The 23786-nt window shown below is 62.3% G+C and carries 20 protein-coding genes; 11 read left to right on the top strand and 9 right to left on the bottom strand.

The features are described 5' to 3' along the window. Positions 1–9 precede the first annotated feature (9 nt). The 3 genes from SH602x_RS18405 to SH602x_RS18395 are packed head-to-tail and all read right to left on the bottom strand — an operon-like array spanning position 10 to position 2822. Positions 10–1551 (bottom strand): DUF1549 domain-containing protein, encoded by a 1542-nt coding sequence (locus SH602x_RS18405; RefSeq protein ID WP_479473710.1) that lies wholly within the window; start codon positions 1549–1551, stop codon positions 10–12. Continuing rightward, a complete protein-coding gene (locus tag SH602x_RS18400; protein WP_479473709.1) occupies positions 1535–2422 on the bottom strand; it encodes a DUF1559 family PulG-like putative transporter in 888 nt (295 codons plus the stop codon). The genes SH602x_RS18405 and SH602x_RS18400 overlap by 17 nt, the downstream gene beginning before the upstream one ends. Positions 2423–2468: 46 nt before the next feature. Beyond that, the gene (locus tag SH602x_RS18395) at positions 2469–2822 is read right to left on the bottom strand and encodes a hypothetical protein (RefSeq protein ID WP_479473708.1); all 354 of its coding nucleotides are present in this window, start codon (positions 2820–2822) and stop codon (positions 2469–2471) included. A 1080-nt stretch (positions 2823–3902) separates the two neighbouring features. Here SH602x_RS18395 and SH602x_RS18390 point away from each other — a divergent pair. From SH602x_RS18390 to SH602x_RS18345, 10 genes are all read left to right on the top strand, one after another. Then, positions 3903–4049, top strand: coding sequence for a hypothetical protein (locus SH602x_RS18390; protein ID WP_479473707.1), 147 nt, complete (start codon positions 3903–3905; stop codon positions 4047–4049). Between the two features lie 196 nt (positions 4050–4245). Further along, complete coding sequence (locus SH602x_RS18385; RefSeq protein ID WP_479473706.1) at positions 4246–4590, top strand: cation transporter; 345 nt, start codon at positions 4246–4248, stop codon at positions 4588–4590. Between the two features lie 127 nt (positions 4591–4717). Beyond that, positions 4718–5836: an ABC transporter permease gene (locus SH602x_RS18380; RefSeq protein WP_479477116.1), complete on the top strand. Its 1119-nt coding sequence runs from the start codon at positions 4718–4720 to the stop codon at positions 5834–5836. Between the two features lie 237 nt (positions 5837–6073). After that, entirely contained in the window at positions 6074–6376 is a 303-nt protein-coding gene (locus tag SH602x_RS18375) for a hypothetical protein (protein ID WP_479473705.1), read from the top strand. Between the two features lie 153 nt (positions 6377–6529). Further along, entirely contained in the window at positions 6530–7006 is a 477-nt protein-coding gene (locus SH602x_RS18370) for a hypothetical protein (RefSeq protein ID WP_479473704.1), read from the top strand. A 205-nt stretch (positions 7007–7211) separates the two neighbouring features. Continuing rightward, on the top strand, positions 7212–8645 hold the full coding sequence (locus tag SH602x_RS18365; RefSeq protein WP_479473703.1) for an efflux RND transporter periplasmic adaptor subunit: 1434 nt from the start codon (positions 7212–7214) through the stop codon (positions 8643–8645). A 24-nt stretch (positions 8646–8669) separates the two neighbouring features. Next, the gene (locus SH602x_RS18360) at positions 8670–9383 is read left to right on the top strand and encodes an ABC transporter ATP-binding protein (RefSeq protein ID WP_479473702.1); all 714 of its coding nucleotides are present in this window, start codon (positions 8670–8672) and stop codon (positions 9381–9383) included. Positions 9384–9449: 66 nt separating this feature from the next. Beyond that, a complete protein-coding gene (locus SH602x_RS18355) occupies positions 9450–10592 on the top strand; it encodes an ABC transporter permease (RefSeq protein ID WP_479473701.1) in 1143 nt (380 codons plus the stop codon). 409 nt (positions 10593–11001) lie between these two features. Next, positions 11002–11649, top strand: coding sequence for a response regulator (locus SH602x_RS18350; RefSeq protein ID WP_479473700.1), 648 nt, complete (start codon positions 11002–11004; stop codon positions 11647–11649). Positions 11650–11664: 15 nt separating this feature from the next. Next, positions 11665–11943 carry a hypothetical protein gene (locus SH602x_RS18345; RefSeq protein ID WP_479477115.1) on the top strand — a complete coding sequence of 93 codons (279 nt, stop codon included), beginning with the start codon at positions 11665–11667 and terminating at the stop codon, positions 11941–11943. A gap of 189 nt (positions 11944–12132) precedes the next feature. On the opposite strand, the gene SH602x_RS18340 is transcribed toward SH602x_RS18345, so the two are convergent. Both SH602x_RS18340 and SH602x_RS18335 read right to left on the bottom strand, forming a co-directional pair. After that, entirely contained in the window at positions 12133–13551 is a 1419-nt protein-coding gene (locus tag SH602x_RS18340) for a sensor histidine kinase (RefSeq protein ID WP_479473699.1), read from the bottom strand. Beyond that, positions 13551–14243 carry a response regulator transcription factor gene (locus SH602x_RS18335; RefSeq protein WP_479473698.1) on the bottom strand — a complete coding sequence of 231 codons (693 nt, stop codon included), beginning with the start codon at positions 14241–14243 and terminating at the stop codon, positions 13551–13553. Before SH602x_RS18335 ends, SH602x_RS18340 begins: the two co-directional genes overlap by 1 nt. Before the next feature lie 288 nt (positions 14244–14531). Here SH602x_RS18335 and SH602x_RS18330 point away from each other — a divergent pair, with 288 nt between their 5' ends. Next, positions 14532–15014: a hypothetical protein gene (locus SH602x_RS18330; protein WP_479473697.1), complete on the top strand. Its 483-nt coding sequence runs from the start codon at positions 14532–14534 to the stop codon at positions 15012–15014. A 51-nt stretch (positions 15015–15065) separates the two neighbouring features. Here SH602x_RS18330 and SH602x_RS18325 read toward each other — a convergent pair whose 3' ends face one another. The 4 genes from SH602x_RS18325 to SH602x_RS18310 all read right to left on the bottom strand — a co-directional run bounded on the left by SH602x_RS18325 (position 15066) and on the right by SH602x_RS18310 (position 23753). Further along, a complete protein-coding gene (locus tag SH602x_RS18325; protein WP_479473696.1) occupies positions 15066–16823 on the bottom strand; it encodes a TolC family protein in 1758 nt (585 codons plus the stop codon). 696 nt (positions 16824–17519) lie between these two features. Then, positions 17520–20972 (bottom strand): efflux RND transporter permease subunit, encoded by a 3453-nt coding sequence (locus tag SH602x_RS18320; RefSeq protein WP_479473695.1) that lies wholly within the window; start codon positions 20970–20972, stop codon positions 17520–17522. Between the two features lie 11 nt (positions 20973–20983). Next, a complete protein-coding gene (locus tag SH602x_RS18315) occupies positions 20984–22225 on the bottom strand; it encodes an efflux RND transporter periplasmic adaptor subunit (protein WP_479473694.1) in 1242 nt (413 codons plus the stop codon). An 826-nt stretch (positions 22226–23051) separates the two neighbouring features. Beyond that, positions 23052–23753 (bottom strand): DUF1003 domain-containing protein, encoded by a 702-nt coding sequence (locus tag SH602x_RS18310; protein ID WP_479473693.1) that lies wholly within the window; start codon positions 23751–23753, stop codon positions 23052–23054. Positions 23754–23786 lie beyond the last annotated feature (33 nt).

Raw genomic sequence — 23786 nt, 5'->3', positions numbered from 1 at the left:
TGGGGGAAGTCAGGAATTGAGTCGGAACTCATGGCTGTTCAGAATCGCCCATAGCAGGTCGCCGTAACCGCGAAATCGTTCGTTCGCAGGCAACTCGTCGAGATAGCTCTGGGCATCCGCACGCTCTGCGTCCGACGGGTATCGCGAAAGCGTGCCTAGGTAGATCGCGTCGATCCGATCGTCGTCATCGAGCAAAGGTGACCGAAGGGCGCGGAGCATTGCGCTTTTGTCCGGATCGGAGACGCGCGCGACGAACGAGCCGTTCATCATCGTCAACGATTGGAGAATGGTGGTCTCGCGACGAATCGGCGACTCAGTAGCGGCGAAGAGCTTCAGGAATTCCTCCCGCTCCACGTCGTCGAGAGTCGTTCCGGTCGCTGCCGAAAGACTCTCAAGGGATTGCGCTGCGGTCAACCCGCGAACGAACGATCGTGCGAAGAGTTCCGGATTCGACTGCCCCTCGTGCGTCTGCCGGCTGCTTCGTTGGTACGCCTTCGTCGCCGCGATCATGCGCATCAGACAGGTTACGTCGAAGCCGCTCTCGACGAACGCTTTCGTCAGTAGGTCGAGCGATTCGCGATTCCCTGATCCTGCTTCGCCAGCGTCGTCGAGCGGTTCGACGAGCCCCCGCCCGAACATGCTGGACCAGATGCGATTCGCGGCGTTTCGCGCGAAGTAGGCGTTCTCCGCCTTGGTCATCCATCCGGCCAGCGCGCTGCGACCGGAGGTTCCTGCGATCCAATCGTCGTCGCCGTAAGGGAAGCGGGCTGCGACCGTCAGTTCCGTCTCTGGAATCGTGATCGTCGGCGCGGCATCCGGTCCCTGCGACGTCCTCAGATCGCTGAAGAATGCCGCCAAACTCCAGAACTCGTCGCGTTTCCAACTTCCGAACGGATGGTCATGGCACTGGGCGCATTCGATGCTGATGCCGAGAAACGAACGTGCCGTGGTGGCCGCCAGGGCAGCCGGTTCCTGATCGTGCAACTGGAAGTAAGCGACCGGTTGCGCCGAATCGGAAAAGCCGATTTGGTCGGCGCCCGAACGCATCTGCATCGCCGGCGCAGGTCGGAAGTCTGCCTGCATCAATTCGGCGACGAGCTTGTCATAAGGCGTTCGCGCGCGGATTCTCGACTGAAGCCATTCCTCGAAATCGGCCTTTAGCGCTTCGCGTCCGGCGAGTTCCGCCTGAGCGAGCCAGACGTCGCTCCAAACACGCGCGAGATGGAGCGAGTGGGTCGGGCGCTTAGCCAGATCCACGACGGCGCGGTCGCGTTTGTCGAGGTTCGCGTCGGACAGAAATGAGCGAGCCTCGAAAGACGTCGGAATTCGACCGATCAGGTCAAGCGAGACGCGACGGAGGAACTCGGCGTCGCTCGCGAGCGGAGCAGGGGGCACGCCCGCGAGTTCGCACTTCGCGTCGATCGCTGAATCGATCGCTTCTGCCCAGCGGACGATCTCCGGCTCCGCGGCGGAGACCGACTCGCCAGCGAGAGCAGATGCCAGGAGGACCGCCGCCGCGACGATCGACGCGCGATTAAAAATCGCTGCCACTGATGACCTCTCCCTGGTTCGGCGTCGCGAGCGCGTAAAGGACGTTGATGTTCATCCCTTCGGTAATGCCGCGCACAGAGCCGTCGCAAAGCGCGAGGTTCGCGCTTGACGGGTGCCAGGAATAGACGCCGTCGGCGGTGGAGCAGTTGACGGCGCATGGTCCAGGGGCCGTCAACCCGTCATAGGTATGTCCGCGCACTTCGATGTGATTGTGGAGATGCGCCCAAGGCCCCTTGTTCGCGGCCGCTGAGCCGTTGGTGACGTAGCCGGAAATGTATCGCGTGGGCCGGCCGGCGATCTCCACGATGGCGAGCGTATTCGTCGTTCCGTCCTTGATCGCGGTGATCTTACGAGCGACGTCCGCCATGAAGACCCCGTCTCGCGGCGTTCCCGGCGGTACGAGTCCGAGAGTTACGAGGTTCGGGCTGATTCCGCCGTTGGCGACGTAGTCGGTGCAGTGCGCAGTCCACGTGTAGCTCCCTGAAGTTCCCGATGAGAATCGAGGACTGTCGGGTGTCGAAGGGCACTGATAGACCTCGATCAGCGCCTTGATCGCCTCGGCGTTCAGCGGATCAGTCCAAGCCACGTCCCACCGATACTGATCCGCGACATTGCCCTGTTCGAGATAGGGCAGTATTTGCGTGCCCCAGCCCTTCGACGGCGACGAATACCCGCGCGGCGGGAGCGTTCGGTAGGAGTCGGCGTAGTTATGCAGGGCGAGGCCGATCTGCTTCAGGTTGTTCTGGCACGACATGCGACTCGCTGCTGCACGCGCGGCCTGAACGGCAGGAAGCAACAGCGCCACGAGAACGCCGATGATGGCGATGACGACCAGCAACTCGACGAGCGTGAATCCGCGGACACGCGTCATTGAATTCCCTTCAGCAATAGGTGTGCGGCGAACGGCTTGTTCGCGTTCAGGGGATCGCGAACGGGGGCAGTTCGTTCGTGCCCTCCGCAACGTCGATCGTCGTAAACGGACTTTCAGGACGCTGGTAGCGACCGTTGAACAAGTCCTTCTGCGTCGCGGCGATCGGCTCGCCGTTCTCGTCGTATTTCTCGTCGATCCTTACGATCGTCACGGCATATCGACCAGACGGGGCGCCGTCGCCAGACATGTAAGTGCTGACGCGAAACTGCCCCTCCGCGTTCGACTCGGCGGTCGGCTTCAGCGAGGAATCCCGTCGTTCCAGCGGATGCAGCGTGATCCAAGTCTTCCCCGCCGGCTTGCCCCCGACAGTGACGCTGCCTGACACGGGGAAAACGGGCAATCTATCCGGGTGCGCATTCCCGCAACCCGATGCCGTCAGGAAGAGGATTGCGGCGACACAGAACCGAGCGAGAGGAGAGCAATGCCTCCGTGCGCCGCACGTCCGCTCACGGGTCGATTGAGCCATCGTCTCCTGAACCGATCTACTCGACAGGAAATGCTGCAGTCCCCCAGGCTGCGGGGAGACTCATCGTCGCTCCCTGTTAGCAATTGCCGCGCCGCCATCGCATGCAAGTGACGTCGTCGAGTACTAACCTCCTTTACCGACGGGACCTACTTGGTCGTTTCCCAAGGAGTATCGCGGCTCGGTCGCACGCAGTGATACCGACCGTTCGTCAGTTATTTCGACACTGAGTCGATTTTTCAGACACAGCTTCCTCAGGGGAGTCCCGCGCGCGAACGAGAAGTCAGGTAGGCTACGACAGTCCGGTCGTCCAACGCAGGTCGCTGCGGTGTCCCTCTGGATGTCCGACCATGCAATTCGTTAACGACCCTGCTTCGCTCTCCGCTGTCGAGCGTCTGTCCGAGCTCGCCGGCATCATGGCCGCTGGCGTTCTGGGACTCCCGCATCAAGTTCTGCCGGACGTTCCCACGACATCGTCAGGCTGCCGGCTTACAATCCAGCGACTGAGTGCCTTCAGCCTCATTCGAGTTTCCCATCGAAAGACCACCGCCGTGGCAGGGTCGAGCAGCCACCGAAGCCAGGAAGGACGTGCGGTGAAGCGAGAGCCTTTGCATTTCCCTCGCGAACATGCCTTCAGAATGCCTGAGGCCCGGTCGATAGACCGACATTGAATCCGTTCCAAGACCGGCCTAAACTTCCGAAATGATCCGCTCGGCGTCCGTCATTCTGTTAATCGTCACTCTCGTCGCCTGCCCGTTTCGGTGCATGGGCGCGCTGGAGGCGGCGACGCCGTGCGGAAACCCGATCTCGACTTGCGCTTGCTGCCGACCTACGGCGGCGGACTCTGCACCTGCGTCCGTCGGTCATCAGTCCGGAGGGACGGGAGAACGCGGGTACGATTGCTGCGACTGTCTTTGCGAGGGGGCGGTAATCGACGGCCATTGGGTCGCCCCGAGCTTGGACGCCGGAACCGGAATCGTCCTGTTCAAGACGTCGCCGCCGGCGCTCGTCTCGCTCCAGGCGCCGCCAGCGCCTGATTTCTGGAACGAACTCGACCCAAGCGGTCGAGCGCTGCGCGTGCTGCGCCAGTCGTTTCAGATCTGATTGGCCCACGGCGTAGCTGACGCCGGCTGCGTGCCTTTCCAGCTTGCGTTGGTTCGCCCCGGCGTTATTCGACGCAACGGCTGTTCGTTCACGCATGCGCGTATCTTGCGCATCGCGGACTGCCGCGGCCGCACGTAGACCGAGAACGGATCTCGGCAGCGCGGATCGCTTTTGCCTTCGAAAGTGGAGACCTTCGATGACTCGTTTCGTCTGTGCCGCGACGCTTACCGTCGCCCTCGCATGCCTTTGCTTCGCTTCCGCCGCGTCTGCCTCCGCTGCCGAACCGCAAACTGCGGCGATGACGGTGATCTGCGACGAAATGTGCGGCGGATGCGTGAAGAAGATCGAAAAGCGATTCGCAGGGGACAAGGGTCTCGCCAGTCTAACTTGCGACATCCCGACCAAGTCTGTCGCCTTCGTCGCGGTGCCCGGTCGTTCCCTCTGCGCCAAGGGGATCTGGACCGCGATGGACAAGATCGGCAAGACGCCCGTGCAACTCGTGGAACCCAACGGAATCGTTCACACGAAGAAGCCAGAGTAAGCGGTTCCGTGAAGCGAACCGGCGGACGCGTCGTCCGTGGGACAGGCTGACTCCAACGATCTTCGACGAGGGTCGACCCGTGCTTTTCGTACGCCTGCTGCCGTGGGAATACGGCGTCCGTAATCTGATGCGGCGACCGCTGCGCACGGCGCTGACGCTCGCTGCGTTGACGACCGTCGTGCTGCTCGTATTCGCTGTCGTCGGATTCGTACGGGGGCTCGAAAAGTCGCTCGCGGTCAGCGGCGACCCGACTGTTACGCTCGTCTATTCCGTCGGCGCCGAAGAGAACATCGAGAACTCTGCCATTTCGGCCTCGGTTCCCGGCGTTCTCGCGGCGAGTCTCGACTCGATCGATTCCGCGTACGGAGAGAAGCGGATCTCGCCGGAACTCTACTTCGGCACTCGCGTTCGTGCCGGAGACAAAGTCGCCAGCATGGGACTAGTCCGCGGCGTTACGACGGCGGCCCCGCTAGTCCGTCGTCAGGTTCGGCTCGTCGAGGGGAAATGGCCGGGACCGAACGAGATCATCGTCGGCAAGCTCGCCGCCGCCAAACTTGGCTGCGACGACACCGAACTGGTTGTCGGCAAGACCCTTGAATTCGAAAAGCGCACCTGGACGATCAGCGGCCGATTTCACGCGGGCGGATCGGCCTTCGAGTCCGAAGTCTGGGCTCGTTTGCCTGACTTCCAGCAGGCGCTGAAGCGGCAGGACGTGAGTCTCGTCGCGCTGGCCCTGAAGTCCGGACGCAAGCCTACAGAAGTGCAGTTACTCTGCAAGACGCGGACGGACTTAGAGCTTCAAGCGACGGGCGAATCGGAATACTACGCCGCGATGCAAAAGCATTACGGTCCTGTGCGGTATCTGGCCTGGACGGTCGTCTTTCTCGTCGCAGGCGCGGGCGTATTCGCCGGTCTCAACATGATGTACGGCGCGGTGGCCGGGCGAATTCGCGAACTGGCGACGCTGCAAGCGATCGGCTACCGCCGTCGGGCAATCGTGGCTTCGCTGCTGCAGGAAAGCGCCCTGCTTTCGGCTACGGCGGCCCTGATCGCCGGCGCCATCGCGCTCTTCCTGCTCAATGGCTTCGCCGTCCGATTCACGATGGGCGCGTTCGCTCTGCGGATCGATGGCGTCGCCGTGCTCGTCGGCTGCGGAACGGGGTTGGCGCTCGGACTCGTCGGCGCCTTGCCTCCTGCGTTCAAGGCTTTGCGAGCGCCCATCGCGCAGAGCATCAAAGCCTTTTAACGCCGCAAAAGCGGCGACCCGATTTTCCTGTTTCTCTCAATGGAGTGTGAAATGTCAAGGATCGGCTTTACGTTCTCCGCCTCGCTCGCCGTGGCGGCTTCTGCGTTCGTCGGTTGCAGCTCCGAGCAGCCATCGACCGCTGCGACTTCGAACGCGTTCCTCGCCGCACGCGAGCCATCGGGCGCGGTAGGAGTCGGGGCAGCCCGAGAATCGGCGAAAGACGACGAGACGATCGTCGTGGTCGGTCGCATCGGCGGACCGAGCGGAGCGTTCATCGACGGTCTCCCTGTCTTCACCATCGTCGACAAGAAAGTCGCTCGCTGCGCGGACGGCGATTATTGCTGCACGCCGCCGGAGCAGATCCTCCCTAACTTGGCGACGGTGAAGCTCGTCGACAGCAGCGGCGGGACCGCTTCGGGAGATGCGCGCGAGTTGCTCGGCGTCGAGGAACTCTGCGAGGTCGTGGTCGAAGGTACGGCGGATCGCGACGAGGCCGGAAACCTCGCGATCCTTGCGGAGAGGGTGTACGTCAAGCGGTGACTTCGCCCCGACTTACGAAGCAGGGCGGCTCGTTTCGCCCTGCTTTTGGCGGTGAGGCGTCCCGAGTTTTCCGGCGAGTCGCATTCCCAACTTCCTTTCACGGAGCCCGAAATGTCTCGATTCGCATTCGTTCTCTCGACAGCTTTCGCCGTCATGACTACCGCACTTGCCGGATGCAAACCTGAGACTCCCGCGACTGCAGGATCGTCGGCGATTTCGAGCGTGTTTCTCGTCGACAGCGAGCCGGCCGGCGCCGTCGGCGTCGGCGCGGCCCATGAATCGGCCAAAGACGGCGAGACTGTCGTCGTCGTCGGTCGTATCGGTGGCTCGACTGAACCGTTCATCGACGGGCTTCCGGTGTTCACGGTCGTCGATCTGAAGCTGGCCTACTGTGCCGACGACGAAGGGTGTCCGACGCCTTGGGACTACTGCTGCACGCCGCGAGAACAGATCACCACGAACTCGGCGACGGTGCAACTCGTTGACGCGAGCGGCGCCGCCGTCACTGGAAACGCTCGCGATCTGCTCGGCGTTAAGGAACTGAGCGAGGTCGTGGTCGAAGGTAAGGCTGACCGGGACGAGGCCGGAAATCTCGCCGTCCTCGCGCAAAAGGTTTACGTCAGGAATTGACGTAGTCGGACTTCGCCGGGCGGGGCGACTCGTGTCGCTCAGTCTTCGGAAGAGAAGCCTTTCGAGAAGACCCATGAATGCTCAAGTCGACCTTCGCGCGCTAGCCTTGGAACGACCGGAAATGTCGACTCCGAGACTCTCGCGACGCCGACCGATTTTCGCCCGATATGTCCTTCCGGCCCTGGTCGCATTCGGATTCCTCGGTTTGCTCGGATGGGCAGCTCGCGAGAGCCTGCTCCCCGCGACCCCGGTGACCGTAACTCCGGTCGTGGTTTCACGGGCGGAAGTCCAGCAGTCGGGAGCGGCTCTGTTTCAGGCTGCCGGATGGATTGAACCGCGACCCACGCCGATCTACGTTTCGGCGTTGACCGAGGGGGTCGTGGAATCGATGCTCGTCGTCGGGGGGCAATCGGTCGAGCAGGGCGAACCGCTCGCTCGGTTAATCGACGTCGACGCCAGGTTAGCTCTACGGGAGGCAGAAGCGGCGCGAGATCTCCAGCGGGCGCAGGTCGACGTCGCAGTGGCCGAACTCAAAGCGGCGGGCCTGATGGTGGACAATCCGGCTCACTTGCAGGCGCTGCTCGCCGAAGCCGAGTCCACGCTCGCGCAGACGGAAACGAACGTCGCACAGTTGCCGTTCCTGCTTCAGTCGGCGGAGGCTCGGGCGGAGAACTTCCGTCGCAGCGCTCAGGCGAAGGCATCCGTCGGGGTCGCGGTCTCGGGACAGCAGCTTCGCGACGCGCAGACAGAACTTGCCGTGGCTCAGTCGCAACTGGACGAACTTCAGCAACGGGGGCCGCGGCTAGAGGCGGAGGCGAACGCGCTGCGGAAACGTGCCGACGCCCTGTCGACGCAGCTTCAGTTGCTGATCGAGGAACGAAAGCGGGTCGAGAACGCGACGGCAGAACTCGCCGCAGCGAAAGCTCGACTACTGCAGTCGGAGCTCGCCGTCGAGAAGGCGCAGCTCGCTCTCTCCCGGACCGTGATCGTCAGTCCGATCCGCGGGCGCGTGCTCAGCGTGATCGCTTCGCCCGGTTCACGCCTGATGGGACTCTCGCCGCAATCGACGCTCGACTCCAGTTCCGTGCTGACTCTATATGATCCGAAGTCGCTTCAAGTACGGGCGGACGTTCGTCTGGAGGACGTTCCGCTCGTACAGTCAGGTCAGCCGGCGCTCGTGGAAACGGCGTCGTCGAAGGAACCTTTGCGCGGCACGGTCCTGCTGTCGACGTCGAGCGCGAACGTTCAAAAAAACACGTTGGAAGTGAAGATCGCGCTCGACGATCCGCCGGAAGACGTTCGTCCGGAAATGCTCGTCACCGCGACGTTCATTGCGCCCGAACTACCTGCGAGCGAGCTTCAAGAGAGCATCGAATCCGAACGGATTCTCGTCCCTCGCCGGCTTGTGCAGCGCATGGAAGTGGGGGCGTCGATCTGGATAGTGGACGGCGACGGTCTGGCTCGCAATCGTGCGGTGAAGACGGGTCGCGCAGGCACGGCAGAGTTGGTCGAAATCGTCGAGGGCCTGACCCCGACGGACAAGCTCATTTCCAGCGGAACCGCATCTCTGAGCGACGGAGAGCGGGTCTCAATTGCGGAAGAGTTGAGCGGGAGCGCGTCGTCGCTCGCGAGTTCTTAAGCCAACGCAGAAAGGAGCCGAATGATGGCCCTCGTCGAAATTCGCGGACTGACGAAGAGCTTCAAGAAAGGGGGCGAAACCATCGTTCCTCTCGACGACGTCGACCTAGACATCGAGCGCGGCGAGCTCGTGACGATGATGGGGCCGAGCGGCACGGGGAAGAGCACGTTGCTCAATGCCGTCAGCGGGATCGATCGACCGGATTCAGGGACGATCGTCGTGGATGGAGTCGAAGTGACCCGTCTTTCGCGAGGCAGGCTTGCCGACTGGCGAGCGGCCAATCTCGGCTACATCTTCCAGACGCATAATCTCGTCCCCGTGCTGACGGCCTACGAAAACGTCGAACTGCCGACGCTTCTATTGCCGCTATCCAGCGCCGAGCGTCGTAAGCGGGTCGATCTGGCCCTGGAAGCAGTCGGTCTGACGGATCGAGCCGACCACTACCCGAGACAACTGTCGGGCGGTCAGGAACAGCGAGTAGGCGTGGCACGAGCGATCGTCGCTCATCCGAAAATTGTCGTCGCCGACGAGCCCACCGGTAGCCTGGACGTGGAAACGAGCAAGCAAATCCAAGTCCTGTTGCGCCGACTGAACGAAGAACTCGGCATTACGCTGCTGATGGTGACGCACGACACGGAAGTCGCTTCGATCGCGCGGCGTCGCCTGCGACTCGATCACGGGAAGATCGTCGAGGTCGAAAGAGAGTTTCCTCGGCCCGCCCAGGTCCCCGTCGCCTAGTTCCTGACTCGCCTCGACGACGCGGCAGATGCCGTCGTTCGTCCTGTCGCCAACAAGATACGTGCCATGTTTCGATTCGTGCCGTACGTGCTGAAGTCGCTGTGGGGACACCGCTCGCGTTCGCTGCTGACGATCAGCGGAGCGGGCGTGGCGATTTTCGTGTTCTGTTTCGTCGGATCGGTGCAGGAGGGATTAGACCGCCTGACGAGCGAAGAATCGGCGCAGCGAACGCTCGTTGTCTTTCAAGAAAACCGCTTCTGTCCGACCAGTAGCCGCCTGCCTCAGGACTATGAACGGCAGATTCGGGACGTCGCAGGCGTGACGGAGGTAATGCCGGTGCAGGTCTGGACGAACAATTGTCGAGCGAGCCTCGACATCGTCGTTTTCAACGGCGCGCCGCCCGAACAACTCCGCAAGATGCGAGACCTGACGCTTCTTTCCGGCGATTGGTCGGTCTTCGCTGGAAAGCGTGACGCCGCGATCGTCGGGCGAAGCGTCGCCCAACGCCGCGGGCTCTCTGTCGGCGATCAATTCACGATCGGCGACATCTCCGTTCAGGTCGCCGGAATCTTCGCGTCGAGGGTCGCCGCTGAAGAGAATCTGATCTACACGAGCCTGGATTTCCTGCAGTATTCGTTCGGAGAAGATCGCGTAGGTCTCGTGACGCAACTGGAAGTCGCACTCGCCGAGAACGCTGACGCCGACGCTGTCGCGCGAGAGATCGACGACAAGTTGAAAGCGGGACCCGTCGCGACTACCACCCGAACTCGCGGAGCGTTTCAGACGAGTACGCTCGCCGATCTGGTCGACCTGATCGGCTTCGCTCACTGGCTCGGCTTCGCCTGCGTCGGACTCGTCTTCGCGCTCGTGGCAGCGACCACCGTCATGTCGGTTCAGGACCGCGTGAAAGAACATGCGGTCCTGCAAACGCTCGGCCTGCGTCCGTTCCGCGTGTTTCGCCTGATCGTCGCCGAGAGCCTGGTTCTGTGCCTGCTCGGCGGAGCGCTTGGGACCGCGTTCGCGACGTGCATGCTCGCTTGGGGCGGCTTCGCCATCGGAGCAGAAGGAGCGACGATAGCGTTTCGACCCTCGTTTTCGCTGGCTGCGCTCGGCATCGGCGTCTCTTTGATCGTCGGGTTCGTCGCGGGGTGTCTGCCGGCGATCGGCGCGGTGCGTATGCCGATCGTTCAGGCGCTTCGGAACGCGTAGCGCCGCTTAAGTCCCTACCCCGTCTAAATCCGTTTGTTCTCGTCGAGACCAACAGTCGGATCGGGACTAGGTGACGGGTCGCCTGTCGGTCGATCGTTATGCAGGCGAAGTACGCCCCCGCGCCTATCGGCCGCTCGACGTTACTCGCAACGCGTTCCAAAACGGCGAAGCGGGTCGCCTGTAACTCCGCACCGTTCAGCGAGCGTACTTTCAGACGAATCTGGCTTATCCGTAGAAGCTCTCGGAAATGGGAGCCGCCGGCCGACGCATGACGGCCTGCGGCTAATTGATACCCTGGACGCTGGCGTCCGGTCCGATTGAGCCCCCCTGCACCGCTTTGAACGGCGCCCCGACGCAGTCCCGGAGCGCGGTTCGCCAATCAGGCAATCGACTACCAACGGTAGTTTCCATGGCTGCCCTGGTGATAGTCGTAGTGACCCGGGGCGGTGTGGAAGTGGTTGCCGTGGAAGTGCACCGTCGGGCGGTGGTAGTCGTAGTGTCCGCCGCCCCAGCCGTGGAACCCGCTCTGGCCGCCCTAGCCGCCCCCGTACCCGCCGCCGTGATAGTTGCTGCTGTGGCCGCCGTTGTAGCCTCCGCCGTATCCCTCAACGCCCGGGTGCTCGAGATCTTTCTGGCGCGACTCGGCGCCGACGTGCAGATCGCGCGCGACGGGATCCAGGCCCTCGACCTGCTGAACGAGAACGACTTCGATCTGGTGCTGCTCGACGTGCATATGCCGGGCATGTACGGCTTCGAAGTGGCGAGGCGCATCCGTGCGCGAGAGGCGACGACGGGCGGACGTGTTCCGATCGTCGCCCTGACCGCGCGATCGCGCAAGGAAGATCGCGACCTCTGCCTCGCCGCCGGGATGGATGACTTTCTCGTGAAACCCCTTCGAGGCGCCGATCTGAGCGAGACGCTGCATCGGATCGCCGGTCAGGCTCCGCGACCGACCACCGAAGCGCAGCCGGCGCGGGAACGCTCCTCCGTGCTGGAACCCGAGGCTCTATTGGCCGCCTGCGACGGCAGCGACTACGTCCTCGAGAAAATCGTCTAAGCGTTCGTCTCGCACCTGCCGCCTCAGTTAGCCGCCGTTCTGGAGGCGGTCGACGCGAACGAAGATCGCGCGCTCCGCGAAGCCTCGCACCGACTTGCCGGAATCCTTGCGGCGTTCTCCACGAAGGCCTCAGGCGTCGCGTCGGAACTGGAAGACCTGGCTGCCGACGGAAGACTCGAAGCAGCTCAGCCGATCGCGTCGGTCCTGGAGGAGCTTAGCCGCGACTTGCTCTTGGACCTCGAAGGCGTGACCGTATCAAGATTGAAGGCGACGCCGCTGAAGCCGCGAGCATGATCCTATGCGTCCTGTATGAGCCTGCTCCGCACCTTCGCTTCGAGCGTGCCGTCCTCGAAGGCGAGCCTGGCGAACGTGGGATCGTCGACGGCTTCCACCACGTCGGACGGTCGCCAAATCACGATAGGCCCAAGAAGCTCAGACCTATCGAACGGCTCGGCTGAGATTTGAATCGCGATTCTCCGTCCATCACGATAGTCGGGTTCGGGGCAGGCGGATCGTAAAACGGGTCCCCCCTTCGGTGAGGTTCTCGCAAGACACGATACCGCCATGCGCCTCGGCGATGCGTTTCACGAGCGACAGCCCCAGTCCCATACCGCCGACCCCCGAAAGTCGCGCTGACCGAGAGCGATAAAACGGCTCGAACACCGCGTTCTCTGCGTCGGTCGGAACGCCCATGCCGCGGTCTTCGACCGAAATCAGGGCTTCGGCATCGTTGACGCGTGCGGCGACGACCACGGGGCTTCCTTTCTCGCTGTACTTGATCGCGTTGTCGACGAGATTATCGAGGGCCTGTTCGACGAGAACCGGAGACAGGCTGACCGCGCCGTCCGGCTCGACATGAAACGCCATGTCCGCGAAGCGAGGGTGGTCCTCCCATCCTTTCGAGTACTGAGCGAGCCAGTTCGCCAGGTCGACCTGGCGAACGTCGACTAGCGGTGCATCGGATTCGCTTCGCGCGAGAAACAAAAGCGACGTCACGACGTTCTGCAAGACTTTCGACTGTTCGGCAGCGCGGAGCAGCGCCTGGCGATAGTCCTCGTTCGAGCGCTCTCGGCGGAGCGTCACGTCGATCGAACCCCGAAGAGCCGTCAGCGGAGTTCTGAGCTGATGAGCGGCATCGCCGACGAAGCGACGCTGACGATCGAAGGCCCGTGCGAGCCGGTCCAGCAGACCGTTGAAGGCGATCGCCAATTCGCCCAATTCGTCCTTATGATCAGGAACCGGCAGGCGGGCGCTGAAATCATCCATCTTCGCGGCCCGTGCGTCCTCAGCCATATCGAGCAACGGACGCAAGGCGGTGCGACAGTACCATCGTCCCGCCGCCGCAGCGGCGAGCCAGACGGCGACGGGGAGCACGATCGCCAATATCGCGAGGCGCTGCAGCTCGCTACGAAGCGCTGAAGCGTTCTTCGCCGCGACGACGGTCAGAGACGCGAACTCGTCAGATTCCCGGTCGCCCGAAATCTTCGGCTGCGTCGCCGTCAGCCGCTGCGTCGACAGCCGCCAGTCACCCTGATCGCGAGGCGCCGGCGATGTCGACGATTCGCGTCCGAACGCGACCAGGATGTCGGCGTCTGCCGGCGAGGCGCTCAGATTCGCCGACCGATCGACCACCGCTCCCTCGTCGGTGATGATCGCCCAGCGAGCCTCCGCACGGTCGTCGTCGTCGCCGAGCGAGATGGCATGGTCGGTCGGCTGCCACTTGACGTCGTCCTCTTCGGTCTCGATCGCGGCGACCAGGACATGCAGCGCGGCCTGAAGATCCGCGTCGAAGGCCTCGAATCGCTGCCACCTCACCGCGCCGTAAAGCGCAGCCGAATACCCCGCCAGGCAAACCGCCAGCGCCAGAAGAAAGAACGCCGAGACGCGGTTGACGAGCGTCATCAGGCATCCGCCTCGGACGAATCGGCTTCCATCAGGTAGCCTCGACCGCGAAGCGTGCGAATCAGTCGCGGACCGTAGACCTCCATCTTGCGACGAAGTTCCTTGACGTGCACTTCGATCGTGTTCGAGGCGCCTTCGTATCGATCTCCCCAAACGGCGTCCACGATCCGCGTCCTCGTCAGGACCGTCCCCGGATGGCGCAGGAACAGGCAAAGGAGCGAAAACTCTTTCGCCGTCAGTTCGAGCGGCGCCCCGCTCCGCGTGGCCCTTTGCGAAGACAGGTCAGCCCTCACGTCGGAATATTCGAGCGTCAGAGAATCCCGCTGCGCGGGTCGGCGAAGCAGGGCCCGAACGCGCGCGAGAAACTCTTCGAAAGCGAACGGTTTGCAAAGGTAGTCGTCAGCGCCGGCATCCAGGGCTTCGACTCGTTGCGAAATCTCGTCGCGAGCCGTCAGAAACAGCACGGGCGTCGTTCGGTCGCGAGCTCGCATCTGCCGCAGGACGTCGATGCCTTCGAGTTTGGGCAGCCACCAGTCCAGGATCGCCAAATCCCAACCGCCTCCTTCCAGCAGAATGCGCCCAGCGAGGCCGTCCTTCGCGTGTTCGACCTGATAGCCCTCTTCGGACAGACCGCGGATCAGGAAGTCCGCGATTCCGGGATCGTCTTCTACGACAAGGATGCGGCCGCTCATCGGGAGATCATGGCAGGAGATCGCGGCGGACGTGAATCATTCGCGAAGGACGTCGCGCCGAAAGGGGCGAGATCGGCGGACCGCTCCGCCCTTCGGCATCGCTTCATTCTCTACCGCTCGCATGAGTCGAAGATGAAGCGAACCTGAAGTCGGCTTCATCTTGCCCCATCGAAAGCCGGTCTGCGCGCAAGGTGAAGTTGAATTCAGGTTCGCTTCACGAACGGCTCAGGGAGGGCTTCTACCATTCCGTCGATAAGAGTCACGCCCCATCTCGACGGAGCAGAAGTCATGTTCGCTTCCATTCCTCAAATCGCGTTCGCCGTCGCCGAACGCTTTTCGTCGCTGTCCGAATGCGATCTGACGGATCCCGGACGCAACGGCAGAACCTTTCGCCGATCGTGCCGTCCTGCAGAAGATGCTCGCGAGATCCGCCGCGGCTATCGCGATCAACGAGATCTCGCCGAACAGATCGCCCAACTCGGCGACGAGTTCGATCCGTCACGGCTGACCGTCGTCGTCGTCCTCGACGAGCGGACGCGGCAGGCGTTCACGGCGCGAACGATTCGCCGTGAAGAGCCCGCCCTGCGATTGACGATTACGACGACGTTCGGCGCAGGGCCGGCACATGATTTCGTCGGAGACCTCGCCGTACGTGCGAATTCGCTCGGCTGGCGTCAGATCGTCTGCGATCGCAATTGCGAACGCGCCGTGCAAGTCTCGCTTCAGTCGACCCTTGAGGGCGAAACCTGCGTCGTGTTCCGCCCGGAATGAACGCCGCTGTCGATCGGCAGATCGTTTCTCGCGCACGGAAGTTCCGATCGATCATTCCGGTGCGCTCAATTCCAGATTATCGAGTCTGACCGGGGGCGGGACTGTCCGGTTCGAGGCGGCCGGGGACGATCCCTGGCCGGAGGCGCTCGCCCCGTTCCTTTGAAGGGGCGCAGCGGGAACCACGGGACCGCCGGCGTTCGGAGGCGTCGCTTCGGGAACGCTCGGCATCGATTCGTCGACGGGAGCGGGCGCCGGCGTAGGTTGCGGCAGGACCTCCACCGTCTCGCCTTGCGGCGTCAGGTAGAAGGCCTCCGTCGCTTCGATGCCAGAGCTCGACAGCAAGAACCCGCCGCCCAAGGCTCGGTAAGCGTCGACGATCGCCGACAGTTGCTCCCGCTTGGCCTCGATCAGGTCCGTTCGCGCTTCCAGGAGGTCCCGCTGCGAGAAGAGCACGTCGGCGAACTCGGCCCGGGCCCCCTGGAACAATTCCGACGCTACGCCGACGGATCGGTCGAGCGCTTCGACCTGCGCCTTTCTCAGCTCGACGGTTTTGCGGTAGTTCTCGACCCGGTTCATGCTGTTGACGACTTCCACGTAGGCGTTCAACACGGTCCGCTGGTAGTCGTACAGCGCCTGCAACTGCCGGGCATTCGCGCTCATGTAGTCCGCCTGAATAGCGGCCTTGTTGATGAGCGGAGCGGCGAGTTCGCCGAAGGCGTTGGCGACGAAGGCGCCGGGATCGAACAGGTATCGCGGACTGAAGGCTTCGAAACCGACGCCGGCCGAAAGGGCGAGTCGGGGGAAGAAGCGAGTCCGAGCCGTAAAGACGTCGAGCCCTGCGGCCGCCAATTCGCGTTCCGCGGCCCGGATGTCGCGTCGGTTGAGCAAGAGTTCAGCCGGCGCCCCGACCTGCAACTGATTCGCGTCGAGGGCGATGAAGTCCCACGTAGTCCTGGAGACGGGCTGCGGATACCGACCGACAAGGAAATTGAGCCGGTTCTCGACTTCGACGATGCGCTGCGCGACGACGAACTTCTCGCTTTCGTTGCGACGGACTTCGGCGAGAAAGCGCTGCACGGCAAGTTCGGTTCCACGGGCGGCAGCTTTCTGCGCTTCCGCCACTTCGAGACTGCGTTTCTGAAGATCGATAGTCTGATCGAGATAAGCGAGCCGGCGATCGAGCGAGGCGAGTTCGTAGTAGTTCTCCGCGATCTCCGAAACCAGTTGCGTCACGAAGTAGTTTCGCCGTTCGATCGCTTCGACGTAGCGCTGCATCGCCGCGTCTCTGGCGGCACGCATGCCGCCCCAGATGTCGAGATCCCAGAAGAGGTCGGCGGTGACTCGAGTGTTGGGCAGCGGATCGGGAAACTCGCCCCCTCCGGGATAGGTGAGCTGGTCTTCCGCGGCGCCCAACGGCGTGAACTTGCTGGTTCGTTCGAAACCGCTGCGAGCGTTGAGCGAGAGAAACGGAAGATACGCGCCCCGCGCCGCCAGGATTTCGTTTCGGGCGATCTGAATCTCTTCGTTCCGAATTCTTAGTTCCTGATTGCCGGCCAGGCCCTCGACGATCAGCTCCGTCAGAACCGGATCGCCGAAAAACTCATCGACGCCCGTTCGCGCTGAGTTACCCGCCGACGTCGCAACGCCGTCGTAGTCTGTCCGCAGAGCCGGGCCCGGCGCTGCGCAGCGGAGGCAGGGGATGCCGCAGCCGGAAAACGCGAGCGGCAACAGACTCAGCAAGGCGGCGACGGCGGCTCTTCGCGAGAGAACCGCAGCCGAACTTCCGTCAAACAGAGGGGACGTTCGCATGGGAATCCGCCGCACGATATTCCTGGACCGGTCGAGCGAAGCGAACCTTCGTCGAGCCTGTGCTGACCATTAACGATAGGCACTGACCGCCGCTCACACTCCCGCTCGCTCTGGCGGTCTAACGAGTACAGACCGTTCGCGCAGAACAATGGGAAGATGCGTCAGATCACTTATCGGGCCGAAGATTTCGTACAGGTCAGCCAATCGCCAGGTTCGTGTTGACCGATTGCGAAAGTCGGGACCGGGTGCCGACTTCATGCGCGCAAAGAGCTTCTGGAAAAGCCCTTACGAAGCTGCCGCCGCATCCTTAAATCGCCTTCAGGTTGAGCGACCTGAACCCCGATCGAGCGATGAAGCAGGCGGAACTTCTACCTGATCGCTAAAGTCGAGCGCCCGAAGGGTCCGGCGTCCGGACATCGAAGCGAGCGCTGAGCGCCGTCGGGCGGCGCGATGGCGATCGCGGACGCGCGCGTCTGGACCTCCCGGGTCGCTTCGCTTCGGCGCTTTCGCTGAAGCGTTCACCGGTCGTGACTCTCGGTCCGAAGAATCTCACGTACGGATCCGCCGCAGCCCCACCTATCGGTGGCCCGTCGGTCGGAGATCGCGTTACGCGGTACGTAGCGTCGAAGGTGGGCGAACCGGCAACGCCGCCATCGATCGATCGCATACCGAGGCGCGTTCAGCGTACGGCGCCGGTCAGTGATGTTCCCCGGACGGCTCGCGTTCCAGGAGCTCGCTGAGCGGTTCGTCGTGCTCGTCGCGGATGAGCTTTCGCCCGTCCGAGATCTTCGCGAACAGATAGTACAGTCCGGGGATGACGAATACGCCGATGAGCGTGCCGACGAGCATACCGCCCACCGCGGTGGTTCCGATGGTGCGGTTTCCGATCGCTCCGGGCCCCGTCGCGTAGACCAAGGGAACGAGTCCGGCGATGAAGGCGAACGACGTCATCATGATCGGACGAAAGCGCAGCCGTCCCCCTTCGATGGCGGCGTCCTTGATGCTGGCTCCCTCGTGGCGGCGTTGCACGGCGAACTCGATGATGAGAATCGCGTTTTTGCCCAGAAGGCCGACCAGCATGACCAACCCGATCTGCGCGTAAACGTCGTTCGCCAGCCCCATGCCTTTCAGAAACAGGAAAGAGCCGAAGATTCCGATCGGCAGGGAAATGATCACGGCCAGCGGCAGGAGAAAACTCTCGTACTGACCGACCAGCACCATGTACACGAACACGACGACGACTATGAAGATGAACAAAGCCGCGTTCCCCGCCTTCGCTTCGTCGTATGCCAGCCCCTGCCAGTCGATATCGAAGCCGTGCGGGAGCGTCTCGGCGGCGACTTCCTTGATCGCGGCGATCGCTTCGCCGCTGCTGTAGCCCTCCGCCGGAGCCCCCTGAATCGGAGCGGTGGGATAGAGGTTGTAGCGGCTGATCTCATTGAGGCCCTGCTTCTTCTCGAGCTTCATGAACGCCGAGTAGGGGACCATTTCCCCCTCGTCGTTCTTCACGAACATGTTGTCGAGGTCTTCCGGAAACCGTCGGAACTCCGGCGCCGCCTGGACGTAGACCTTGTAAAACTGCCCGAAGCGTACGAAGCCCTGCTCCCAAGTGCTGCCGACGACGATCGAAAGGTTGTCGAGCGCGTCGCGAATCGACACGCCCTTCTGCATGGCGGCGTCGTTGTCGATCACGATCTCGTATTGCGGGTAGTCCGCCGCGAAGAACGTGAACAGGCCCTTGAGCTCCTTACGCTTCTGGAGCGCCGCCATGAACTTGTCGGTCGTTTCTCCGAGCGCCACGTAGTCGCCGCTGTTCGTCTTGTCCAGCAGGTTCACCGAGAAGCCGCCGGCGGCGCCGAAGCCTGGCACGGCAGGCGGCTCGAAGAATTCAAGCTTGATGTTCGCGATAACCGTGCAGCGTTCCTCCAGTTCCTTGATGATCTCTTTCGACGTCTTTTCCCGGTCCGCCCACGGCTTCAGGTTGATGATGCAGGTACCGGCGTTGGAACCGCGGCCTTCGGTAAGCACCTCGTAACCGGCGATCGAGGAGACCGACGACACCTCCTCCATCTCCTTGCAGACCTTCTGCAACTCGTGACATTTGGAGTTGGTGTATTCGAGCGTCGATCCCGGCGGCGTCTGCACGACCCCGTAGATCATCCCCTGGTCTTCGAGCGGAATGAAACCGCTCGGCAGGACCTTGTTGACGACCAGGATGCCGTAGCCGAACGCTCCGATAAGCAGCAGCGTGAGGATGCGTCGCGTTACGATCCGGCTTACGACCGCGACGTACCCGCCCGTCACCAGATTCACTCCGCGGTCGAACAGGTGCAGAAACATCCCAAGCGGACTGCGCAGTTTCTTCTCGCCTTCTTCGCTTCCCGAAAACGCGGCGCGAAACGAGAAGATCGCGAGAAAGCCGACGACGCCGGCGATGACGTAGATCCGCACGTCGTCGAGCGGGAACTGCTCGCTGACTAGTTCGTGAACCTGCTCGACATGGAGCAGAAAATAGACCCCGACGCCGACGCCGATACCGAGCAAGACGCTCAGCAGCAGGCGCACGACGTTCGCGAACTTCCCGAAGACTCGCTTGATCACGCGATTCGCGAAGCCGATCAGGCCGCGCTGTTTGTGGAAGCCGTGCGGCTTAAGGATCATCGCGCACAGCACCGGCGTGAGCGTCAGCGCCACGACGCCGGAAAGCACGATCGCCATCGCCATCGTCAGCCCGAACTGGCGGTAGAAGACGCCGACCGGACCGGTCATGAACGTGACGGGAACGAAGACCGCGGTCATCACGAGCGTGATCGCGATGATGGCGCCGCTGATCTCGTGAACGACTTCCTGCGTCGCCCTGTAGGGACCCAGATGCTTCGTATGCATCTTCTCGTGGACGGCCTCCACGACCACGATGGCGTCGTCGACGACCACGCCGATCGCCAGCACCAACGCGAAGAGCGTGATCAGGTTGATCGACATGCCGAACATCAGCATGAAGAAGAACGCGCCGATCAGCGACACAGGCACCGCCAGCGTCGGAATCAGCGTGCTGCGAAAGTCGCCCAAGAATAGGTAGACGACGAGCGAGACGAGGATGAACGCTTCGATCAGGGTGTGCAGCACCTTCTCGATCGAAGCGTCGAGAAAGTGCGAAACGTCGTAGGTGACCGCGTAGTTCATCCCGCGCGGGAACGATTCCTTCTTGATCTCCTCGACCTTCTCCTTGACCCTTTCGATGACCTCGGACGCGTTGGAACCCGGCGTCTGCTTGAGGACGATCGCTGCAGAGGGTAGGCCGTCGATATCCGAATAAAGGTCGTAGAACGACGAGCCGAGCCAGACCTTGGCGACGTCCTTCAGCCGCAGGATTTCGCCCTGCTCGTTCGCCCGCAGAATGATCTCTTCATACTGCTCCGGCTTCTCGTAGCGTCCGACCCAAGTCAGTACGTATTCGAGGGTCTGCGAAGTCTGGCCGGTCGCCTGTCCCAGTCGTCCGGGAGATCCGATCATGCTCTGATCGGCCAGAGCTTCCATAACCTCTTCGGCGGAGATCTTGTAGGCACGCATGCGCTCGAGATCGAGTTCGACCCGCATCGCGTAAGAGCGGTTGCCGAGAATGTTGGCGACGCCGACGCCGGGGATGCGCTTGATCTCGTTGAGGATGTTGACGGTGGCGTAGTTGTAGAGAAAGTTCTGATCGACGTTCGGATCTTCGCTGTAGACGTTCACGTACATCAGCATGCTCGTCATGTTCTGCGCGACGATGACGCCCTCCCGCTGCACGATGGGAGGGAGCTGATTCATGACCATATTGACCCGGTTGTTGACGTTCATCACCGCCACGTTCGGGTCGGTGCCGGGCTCGAAGATGATCTGGATCGTCCCTTCGCCGGCGCTGGTGGCGTCGCCGATCATGTAGCGCATGTTCGGCACGCCGTTGATCGACTGCTCCAGGATCGTGAGCGTCGAATCGACGAGGATTTTCGCGCTGGCCCCGGGGTACGACACCGAGACGCGCACGCTGGGCGGCGCGACGGACGGGAACTGCGAGATCGGCAACGTGACGATCGACAGGCCGCCCAGGAACAGAATGAGCAGCGAGATGACGATCGCGAGCGCAGGACGATGCAGGAACTTCGAGAACATGAAGCGAGGGCCTATTCCGCGTGATATTTCAGGTCGCCCAGGACGTCTTCCGGAGCCTGATACTCGAATTCGATCTTGTCGCCGTCGCGGACCTGTCGGATCCCCTCCAGAACGATCTTGTCGCCCTCTTCGAGGCCCTTGCCGATCACGAAGATGTCGTCCTGAACCGCTTCGACTTCGATGTCGCGCTGGTGCACGACGCCCTGTTCGTCGACGACGAAGACGTACTGCTTGGCGAGAATCTCGAACTTCGCCCGCTGCGGGATGACGAGTGCGCCGTCGAGAATCGTGTGCATGAGAATCGTCCCCGTTTGTCCGTTTCTCAGCAGGCCCTCGGGATTGGGGAAATCGGCGCGGAAGGGGATGTTCCCCGTCGTGTTGTCGAAGTCGGCCTCGATCGCGCCGATCTTCCCCTGTTGCGGGAAGATCTCGCCGTTGGCCAGCTTCAATTCGATCTGCAGGCGTCCGGACCTTTCCCTGGCTTCATCGCTAGCGTCTTCATCTTCGTCGTCTTCGAGGTCGTCATCCTCGTCCTCGTCGCCGTCGTCGACCTCTCCGTCGCTCTCCGTCGCCTCGGCCTGATATTCCAGGTAGCGAGCCTCCGGCACGTTGAAGTAGACCCACATCACTCGATTGTCGGAAAGCGTGGTGAGCACGTCGCCCTCCTCGATCAGGCTGCCGAGCTGGCACATCTGGCGGTCGACGATCCCGTCGAACGGCGCGGTGACGCTGGTGAAGCTCAGCTCCGCCTGCTCCAGGGCGACCTTCGCCTGGGCCTTCGCCACTTCGGCCTTCTTCAGGGCGATTTCGGGCGGCGCGACGATCCCCTTTCTCAGCAGTCCTTCCGCCTGTTGAAGTTCGATCTCCAGTCGGTTGACCTCGGCGATCTCGGAATCCAGACGGGCCTGGTAAAGGATCGGAAGGATCTTGAACATGAGATCTCCCTTCTTCACCGTCTGCCCCTCCTGAACGCGGATCTCCTGGAGATAGCCGCCTTCGAGAGCGCGAACCTCGATGTGCTGACACGAATGTATCTGGCAGACGTAGGGTCGCGTCGTGACGATGTTCCGTTTGACAGGACTGGTGACGATCACCTTGTGCTGGTGATGCTCCGATCCGCCATGGCTCTCCGCATGGGCATCGTCATGCGCCTCCGCATGCGAATCTTCGCTCGAAAGCGCAAGAGACTCGCACCCGGAAAGCGAAACCGATACGGTCGCAAGAAGTAGGGCGAACAGCGCTGCGGTTTTCATGACCTCATCCTGTCGTTTTCCGAAAACGTCCGCCCCTGTCAGCCTGGCGACGGACTCCCTGCGGCTGAACGGCGAGGCCGCCCTGCGGCTCTCTCTCGTAGGCTTCCACCTACTCTTTTCGATAAGAATAGTGCCACGCCCGAGGGAAGCTACCTCACCTTAAAGCAAGTTCATGGAAGCGATGAACCTGCTTTAATATTCGCCGGAAGAGGGAGAAACCGCGGCTCGGCGAACAGCAATCGGGATAGCCGTTTTGGGAGTCCGGCACGCCATCGGGCAGGCTTCGCGGGGAACGTAAACGCGATCCGCCGATTCGGAAGCCACGCGGAGGCCTCGAAGTGGCCGAATCGTTAAAAGGCGTCAAGGCGAGGGTCGCGTTCCGGAGACTTATGGCGCTGCGCGCCTAGGATAAAAGTGCCGGCGCCTTCTGCGCCCCCATCGGGCCGTCGACAGGCACGCGGCGAAAGTCGCCGCTCGACGGGGCATCCTCTTCACAAGGCGGATCGTCATGCGCACCTTCCTCGTTGCGGCCTTGCTGGCCGCCGCGGTCCTGCTTGGACCGCTAGCAGTCTCAGCGACGGCTCAGGAGTCTCCCTGCGTCCCTGATTACGCGTACTCTCCGTACGAGTACGGATGGTACGGACACCATCAAGTGGATACCTATGGCGGACGCCCGTACTACTTCCACAACCCGTACGGGCACAACCTGCACTATCGCCGTTAGGATCCGCCTGAAGGCAGAGACCGCAGGTCGCTCGACACGCAACGACCGCGACTTCCTCGATGGCGAGTTCCGTTACTCAGGAACTCGCCGTGTGCAGTCCGTCTACGTTCTCGGCTCGTCCCTTCCGCTTCGATCCCGGGACTGATCGGAAGCTTCGGACGGCGTCGGGTCCGCATCAGCGATCTGCTGCAAAAGTTCCGTTTGAAGCTCCTGAATCTCGAGCAGACGCTGCCATTGGTGCGTCATCAACAAGTCGAGCTTCGAGTGCAGGTGACGGATCTCTAACTCGGCTTTGAGATTCACGCGATAGTCATGCTCGGCCCTCAGGCGGTCTTTAGCCTCCTGCCGATTCTGGCTCATCATGATCACCGGAGCCTGAAGCGCGGCGATGCAGGAAAGCACGAGATTCAACAGGATGAATGGGTAGGGATCGAAAGTTCCGAACGCCGAAAGCGTCACGTTCAGCGCGATCCAACCGAAGACCACGCTCCCGAACGCGAAGATGAAAAACCAGCTGCCGCCGAAGGAAGCGACCTGGTCCGCAATCTTCTGTCCGAACGTGATCTGCTGGCGAAAGTCCTCGTTGACGTTCGCGGAAATGACGTCGAGTTCGCTCAGGCTCTGCAGGACGTCGCGTTCCAATCGCGAAAGCTCCCCGCGTTCCTGTTCGAGCGAGCGTTGAACGTACTCGACCCGAAACCGATTCAGATCCGCAGAGCAGATGAAGCTTCTGTCGCTCCAGTTCGGCTGTTTCGCTCTCACCAGTTCGGCGACCGGATCGCGAACCAGTTCCCCTGAAATCATCGAGCGTGAAGGGAACTCTTGTCCGCAGATGTC

Source organism: Lignipirellula cremea, assembly GCF_056501455.1.
Note: the sequence above shows the minus strand (reverse complement) of the source record. Positions and strands in the feature narration are given on the sequence as shown.